At 65.3% G+C, this 7,311-nt stretch carries 6 protein-coding genes and 1 pseudogene; 4 read left to right on the forward strand and 3 right to left on the reverse strand.

Features of this window, described 5'->3' with window-relative positions; all coding sequences use genetic code 11:
- The 3 genes and pseudogenes from gyrB to QZY06_RS20475 form a co-directional block, all read left to right on the forward strand.
- Positions 1-826 (forward strand): annotated as a pseudogene (gyrB, locus tag QZY06_RS20465) (DNA gyrase subunit B); the annotation flags it as partial.
- A gap of 125 nt (positions 827-951) precedes the next feature.
- Positions 952-2,808 (forward strand): PQQ-binding-like beta-propeller repeat protein, encoded by a 1,857-nt coding sequence (locus tag QZY06_RS20470; protein WP_295687695.1) that lies wholly within the window; start codon positions 952-954, stop codon positions 2,806-2,808.
- Positions 2,809-2,871: 63 nt separating this feature from the next.
- The gene (locus QZY06_RS20475) at positions 2,872-3,621 is read left to right on the forward strand and encodes a ParA family protein (protein ID WP_295687697.1); all 750 of its coding nucleotides are present in this window, start codon (positions 2,872-2,874) and stop codon (positions 3,619-3,621) included.
- Between the two features lie 12 nt (positions 3,622-3,633).
- Here the strand turns inward: QZY06_RS20475 and QZY06_RS20480 are convergent, their stop codons facing one another.
- On the reverse strand, positions 3,634-4,602 hold the full coding sequence (locus QZY06_RS20480; RefSeq protein WP_295687700.1) for a C-terminal binding protein: 969 nt from the start codon (positions 4,600-4,602) through the stop codon (positions 3,634-3,636).
- A gap of 134 nt (positions 4,603-4,736) precedes the next feature.
- On the opposite strand from QZY06_RS20480, the gene QZY06_RS20485 reads away from it, so the two are divergent.
- The gene (locus QZY06_RS20485) at positions 4,737-5,789 is read left to right on the forward strand and encodes an alpha/beta fold hydrolase (protein ID WP_295687702.1); all 1,053 of its coding nucleotides are present in this window, start codon (positions 4,737-4,739) and stop codon (positions 5,787-5,789) included.
- 19 nt (positions 5,790-5,808) lie between these two features.
- On the opposite strand, the gene QZY06_RS20490 is transcribed toward QZY06_RS20485, so the two are convergent.
- Together QZY06_RS20490 and purE are read right to left on the reverse strand one after the other, a co-directional pair.
- Positions 5,809-6,909, reverse strand: a complete 1,101-nt coding sequence (locus QZY06_RS20490; protein WP_295687703.1) for a 5-(carboxyamino)imidazole ribonucleotide synthase — start codon at positions 6,907-6,909, stop codon at positions 5,809-5,811.
- Between the two features lie 20 nt (positions 6,910-6,929).
- A partial coding sequence (gene purE, locus QZY06_RS20495) for a 5-(carboxyamino)imidazole ribonucleotide mutase (protein WP_295687705.1) occupies positions 6,930-7,311 on the reverse strand: 382 nt, incomplete at its 5' end.

Raw genomic sequence — 7,311 nt, forward strand, 5'->3', positions numbered from 1 at the left:
TGTCTACATCGCGCAGCCGCCGCTCTACAAGCTCAAGAGCGGCAAGAACGAAACCTACGTCAAGGACAACCACGAGCTCGAGGACTGGCTGCTCAAGGCCGCGCTCGACGAAGCCAGCTTCACGCCGGCCGCCGGCGCAGCGCCCGTGCTGACCGAGAAGCTGGCCCAGCTTGCCCGCGAATACGCGCGCATCCAGACCTCGATCGAACGTCTGTCACGTCACTACGATCGTCTGCTGCTGGAGCGCCTGTTCGAAGTCGCGCCGGTGCCGGTCGGCGAGCCGGATCGCCAGATCTGGCTGGAGCGCTTCTCGATCGCTCTGAACGCCGGCAATGCGCTGCAGCGCTACACGGTCGAGCTCAAGGCCGATGCGAACGCCGACAAGCCGGCCGCGCTGATCGTGAACCAGCTCGTGCACGGGCTCGCGCACCGCTACGTGTTTGCCGAGGATTTCTTCAATTCCCCGGATTATCAACTGGTTACGAAGTTCAACACGGAAGCTGCAGCGCTGGTTCAGGCCGGTGCGACGATCCGTCGCGGCGAGCGCACGCGTGCCGTCACGAACTTCGCCGAGGCCTACACCTGGCTGATCGCCGAGGCGCGCCGCGGCCTGCATGTGCAGCGTTACAAGGGTCTCGGCGAGATGAATCCGGAGCAGCTCTGGGAAACCACACTGGATCCGACGGCGCGCCGTCTGGTGCAGGTCCGTGTCGAGGACCTGATTTCGGCCGACCAGATGTTCACGACGCTGATGGGCGAAGACGTGGAACCGCGTCGCGATTTCATCGAGCGTCATGCCTTGCTGGTCGGCAATCTCGACGTCTGAGGCTGACGATCACCGGGCCGAACTGGACAGCGGGCTGACCCCGCTGTTCAAACAGGAGCCTCGTCTCTACAGTCGTGACGCAAGCAGTCCAAGAACTGCTGATCGATACGACCGAGGAGACGGTAATGACGCATTCGAAAGGCGCGAGCCAGGCTTCGCGCCTGCTCGCCGGTATTGCACTGGCTTTGATCGCGGCAGCGCCACAAGCCCAAGAGGCAGCCAAAGAGCCCCCGCTAGTCGACAGCAACTGGCTGAGCTACAACGGCACGGCGGATGGTCAACGCTATGCCTTGCCGGCGCAGATCACGCCGGCCAATGCCGGCCAGCTGGCCGAGCACTGCCGGATCAAGGTCGATGACGGCGGTTCGTTCCACACCGGCCTTGTCCAGCTCGATGGCGTGCTGTACCTGACCACGGCGCAGGACACCATTGCGCTCGATGCCACCAACTGCACGCAGCGCTGGCGCCATCACTACAAGCCCGAGCAGCCGGAAGTCTTCCCGGTCAATCGCGGCGTCGCCTACGCGAACGGCAAGCTGTTTCGCGGCACGTCGGACGGCCGCCTGCTGGCGATTGATGTGGCGACCGGCAAGACCGTCTGGCAGCAGCAGGTCGGCGACCCGCTGCAGGGAGAGTTCTTCAGCGCTGCGCCGATCGTCTGGCAGGGCTTGCTGATCATCGGCAGCGCCGGCAGCGACTGGGGCGTCAGAGGTCGGATCATGGCCTATGACCAGGCCAACGGCCGCGAGGTCTGGCGCTTCAACACCATTCCGCGTGGCAAGGAACCGGGTGCGGAAACCTGGCACGAGCGCGGCACCGCGCGCTACGGTGGCGGCGGTTCGTGGACCCATTATTCGATCGACATGTCGACCGGCGAAGTATTCGTGCCGGTCGGCAATCCGGCACCGGACATCCTGCCGGGCCATCGCCCAGGCGCCAATCTGTACACCGACAGCATGCTGGTGCTCGATGCCCGCACGGGTGCATTGAAGTGGTACCACCAGATCGTGTCGAACGATGGCCACGATCTCGATCTTGGCGCCGCGCCGATGCTCTACCACGACAGCAGCGGCCATCCGATCGCCGCGATCGGCTCGAAGAACGGCCATCTGTATGGCGTCAACCGTGAAACCCAGAAGCGCGTGTTCGATACGCCGATCGCCCGCATCGAGAACGAAGGCGTGCAAGCCACGACGGCTGGACTACGCACCTGTCCGGGCATCCTGGGCGGTGTCGAATGGAACGGCCCGGCCTTCGATGCCAAGAACAAGGCGATCGTCGTCGGCGTCGTCGACTGGTGCTCGACGATCACGCCGAAGCCGCAGAAGGACTTCATCCCCGGCCAGTTCATGCTCGGCGGCACCTGGAAGATGGACGACGAGGCCTACGGCTGGGTGCATGCGGTAGATCCGGACAACGGCAAGATTCGCTGGAGCTACAAGGCTGATGGTCCGGTCGTCGCCGGCGTCACGCCGACCGCCGGCGGCGTGGTGTTCAGCGGTGACATGGCCGGCAATTTCTTCGCGCTCGACAGCGCCAACGGCCAGGTCTTGTACAAGACCGCCACTGGCGGCGCCGTCGCCGGCGGCGTGATCAGCTACGCGCTGGGCGGCATCCAGTACGTGGCCGCGACCTCGGGCAATGTTTCGCGCGCCACTTTTGGCGGCAGCGGCGTGCCGACGCTGATTCTCTACAAGCTCGGCGGCAAGGGCGAAAGCCGGCTGGTGTCCAATGCCTCGCCGGCGGACAGCAGCAGCACGGCAAACGGCAGTTCGATCTACAGCAAGATCTGCTCAGCCTGCCATGGCAGCGGTGGCGAAGGCGGCCTTGGTCCGTCACTGAAAGGCCTCGCCAAGCGCCAGAACCTGGACAAGACCATCGAATGGATCAAGAACCCGTCATCGAAGATGCCGAAGCTGTATCCATCGCCGCTCGATGAAGCGTCAGTGAAAGCCGTCGCCGCGCACGTGCAGACGTTCTGAATCTGGGAGCATTGATCCCGCAGCCGAACTGCGGGACATTGCTCGCATTGTTCGGAGACGCGCATGAAAACGCTGGCGATCTACAACGTCAAAGGCGGCGTCGGCAAGACGGCCGCTGCGGTCAACCTGGCTTATCTCGCCGCCGAGTCCGGCCTGCACACCTTGCTCTGGGATCTCGATCCCCAGGGTGCTGCCACCTGGTACCTGCACGGCGATGGCGCCAAGGCGCCTGACAAGGCGATCTGGCGCGGTACTGCGCCGATCGGCAAGCGCATCGTCGAGACGCCGCATCACGAACTGCTGCATCTGATTCCGGCCGATCTTGAAGCGCGCCATCTCGATGTCTGGCTGCGCAAGGATAACAACAGCCACGACACGCTCAAAAACCTGATCGAGCCGCTGTCCGAGCAGTACTCGCTGCTGGTGCTCGATTGCCCGCCGAGTCTGTCGCACGTTGCCGACAACATCTTCGCCGCCGTCGATCGCATCCTGGTGCCCACCGTGCCGACGCATCTGTCCTTGCGCGCGCTGATGACCTTGATCGACTACTTCAAGGCCAACGAGCTGCCGCGTACACGTCTGCGCCCGTTCTGGTCGATGGCCGATCGTCGCCGCCTGCTGCACAAGGGCTTGATCGAGCAGCCGCCGAAGGCGATGAAGGATGTCTGTCAGGCCGTGATTCCCTATGCCTCGTCGATCGAGCGCATGGGCGAAACGCGGGCGCCGGTGGTGATCAGCGAGCCTTCGAGCTATGCATCTGAGTGCTACCGAGCGCTGTGGGCCGAGAACGCGAACTACCTGCGGCGGGGCTGATCAGCCGTGCTACTAGCGACCGGTCGGTTGCACCAGCACGCGCGCAGGTTCACCGCGCAGCGCCAGCAACACTTCTTCGACGGTCCGCTCGCGTAGTTCCTGAATCGCGTCCGGGCTGGAGAACGCGATGTGCGGTGTCGCGATCACCCGCGGATGCGCAGTGATGGTGGCCGGCGGATTCGGCTCGCCGGCGATCACGTCGAGTGCCGCGGTATCGAGCTGACCGGAATCGAGGGCATCGAGGATCGCCGCGTTGTCGACCAGCCCGCCGCGGCTGACGTTGATGAACAGCGCGCCGCGCTTCATCTGTGCGAAACGTGCGGCATCGAACAGGTTCGCGGTAGCGGCCGACAGCGGCAGCAGCGCGATCACGGCATCGGCCTGCGGCAACAGCGCATCCAGCGTCATCCACTCGACCTGGGCGGCGTCATCGCCAGTCGGCGGCGTGCGGCCGCAGGCGATGACTCGTAAGCCCCAGCCCGATAGCTTGCGGGCGACGAGCTTGCCGGCACGGCCATAGCCGACCAGACCGACAGTGAGCCCGCGGGTGCGCTTCAGGCGGGCCTGTGAGGGATCCCAGACGCCGCGCTTGACCTCGCGATCCCACTGGACGATGCCGCGCGACCAGGCCAGCAACATCGCCACCGCGTGGTCGGACACTTCCTCGACGCAGTAGTCAGGCACGTTGGTGACCCGAGCGCCGGCAGCCCAGGCAGCATCGAGCGCGATGTTGTCGAGGCCGACGCCATAGCGGGCGACGATCGCCAGATCGCGGCAATGGCCGATCGCCGTAGCGGAGACTTCGGCCCAGCAAGTCATGATCGCCTGCGGTCGTTCGCGTTCGGCAATCGCTTCTATCTCGCGGCCTGGCAAGGCGGCCGAAAGCCCCGAGACCAGTCGATGGCCGGCGGCTTCGAACCGTTCGCGCTCGAAATCGAGATCGGGCCAAGGATGATCGGTAATGAAGATGGTCTTTTTCACGGCGGCGAACGTAGCAGATCAGCGTTGGCACTAAGGGCGCGGGCAAACCCTAGGGCCTTGATTGGAAGCCCGACGGGCCATCGCACTCGGCTAGGCTCGTCGCCATAACGACACGTCAAACCGGAGGAGACCGCATGATCGACAACCCGTACTACTCGCAGGCCGTGCACGGCCCGTATGAAAGCTTCGACCTCGGCAATTTCGCGCTCGAGGACGGCGGCACGATCCGCGGCTGCCAGCTGGCCTACGCGACCTTCGGAACGCTGAATGCGGCCAAGGACAACGCGATCCTGATCACCACCTGGTTTTCGGGTACCTCGAAGATCATGGAGCAGGTCTACACCGGCGCCGGGCGCGCGATCGATCCGGCGAAGTACTTCATCGTTATTGTCAACCAGATCGGCAACGGCCTGTCGTCGTCGCCGCACAACACGCCGTTCCCGGCCGGCATGGCCAACTTTCCGAAGGTGCGGATCGGCGACGATGTGCGCGCTCAGCATCAGCTGCTCACCGAGAAGTTCGGCCTCACCGAACTCGTGCTGGTCACCGGCGGCTCGATGGGCGCCCAGCAGACCTACGAATGGGCGGTGCGCTATCCGGACATGGTCAAGCGCGCAGCACCCTTGGCCGGCACTGCGAAGAACACCATCCACGACCAGCTGTTCGCCGACATCCTGTGTGAAGCGATCACCTCCGATCCTGGCTACAACAACGGCTGGTACAGCTCGCACATGGATGTTCGCGACGGCCTGCGCCGCCACGCGAAGCTCTGGGGCGTGATGGGCTGGAGCACCGAGTTCTATGCCCAGGGCCGCATGGCCGCGATCGGTTTCTCGTCGCTCGACGATTTCGTCACCAATTTCATGAACGGCTTCTTCGGCGTCATGGACCCGAACGCGCTGCTGGCGATGGCCTGGAAGTGGCGCAACGGCGATGTCAGCCGCCACACCGGCGGCGATCTGGCGGCGGCACTCGGGCGGATCAAGGCGAAAACCTTTGTCATGCCGATCAGCAGCGACATGTTCTTCCCGCCGGTCGATTGCGAACGCGAAGCGAAGTTGATTCCGGGGGCGGAGTTCCGGCCGATCCAGTCGATCGACGGCCATCTGGCCTTGTTCGGGGCAGATCCGGGCTACATCCCGCAGCTCGACAAGCATCTGGCCGAGCTGCTCGCCACACCGGTCTGATCCGGCTCGCGAACCGGCCCTAGCCGCCGTCTGGCAGGATCGCCAGCAGCCTGGCGAGCCGAAGCTGGAGGGCGGCAGCGTCCGGGGCGGTCACCGTCGCGTGGCCGATCTTGCGCTGCGGCTTCGGCATCTTGCCGTACAGGTGCGTGTGCACGCCTTCCAGCGCGGTAGCAAGCTCCAGCTCGGGCGCCAGGCCGATGTAGTTGACCATCACCGAGGCGCCACGCAGCGCCGTGGAACCGAGCGGCAGGCCGGCGATCGCGCGCAGGTGATTCTCGAACTGCGAGGTTTCTGCGCCTTCGATGGTCCAGTGCCCGGAGTTGTGGACGCGGGGCGCGATTTCGTTGGCGATCAGCCGGCCAGCGGCGACGAAGAACTCGAAAGCCATCACGCCGACATAACCCAGATGCTCGGCGACGCGGCGCGCGTAGTCCTCGCCCTGCGTCTGCAGCGGATCGTTCACGGTTGGCGTGGCGGTGCGCAGGATGCCGGCGCGGTGGACGTTCTCGACCAGTGGATAGAAGGCCATCTGGCCATCCTGTGCGCGCACCGCGAGGCAGGACACTTCGCGGGTGAACGGTACGAAGGCTTCCAGGATCAGCGGCTGGCTGCCGATCGCAGCCCAGGCGGCATCGAGATCAGCCGATGTGCGCAGCACCGCCTGGCCCTTGCCGTCATAGCCCATGCGCCGCGTCTTCAGCACTGCCGGCAAGCCGGTGATGGCCACGGCGCGATCGAGGTCGGCGCGGGAATCCACCGCGGCGTGCGTCGGCACCGGAATGCCCAGCGACACGAACAGCGCTTTCTCCGACAGCCGATCCTGGCCGGCGGTCAGCGCTCGCGGTGCCGGATGCAGCGGCACGCGGGCGGCAACGAACTCGGCAGCTAGGTTCGGCACGTTCTCGAATTCGTAGGTCGCGATGTCGACCCGCGAGCAGAATTCGGCGAGCGCGGCTTCGTCGTTGTAATCGGCGTGGATGTGTTCGCCCAGCGGCGCGGCACAGGCTTCCGACGCGGGGTCGAGGAAGACGAAATCGACATCCAGCGGATAGCCGGCCAACGCCAGCATGCGGCCAAGCTGGCCGGCGCCGAGGACGCCGATCTTCATTCCCGTTTTCATCGGAGCGTGGTCGCGGGTGATCAGGGCAGCGGCAGTGCGCCGTCGTTCAGCACTTTCGCAGTCTGGGCGGCGCGGAAGGCATCGAGCCTGGCAGCTAGCACCGGATCGGCCGTCGCCAGAATGGCGCAAGCCAGCAGCGCGGCATTGGTCGCACCGGCGGCGCCGATCGCCAAGGTGGCGACCGGAATACCGGCCGGCATCTGCACGATCGACAGCAGCGAATCGACTCCCGACAGCATCCGTGACTGCACCGGCACGCCAAGCACCGGCAGGCGCGTCTTCGAAGCCGCCATGCCCGGCAGATGAGCCGCGCCCCCAGCGCCGGCGATGATCACCTTCAAGCCGCGCGCAGCGGCGTTGCCGGCGTATTCGAACAGCAGGTCCGGCGTGCGATGCGCGGAA

It is taken from the genome of uncultured Nevskia sp. (genome assembly GCF_903885465.1).
Lineage (GTDB): Bacteria > Pseudomonadota > Gammaproteobacteria > Nevskiales > Nevskiaceae > Nevskia.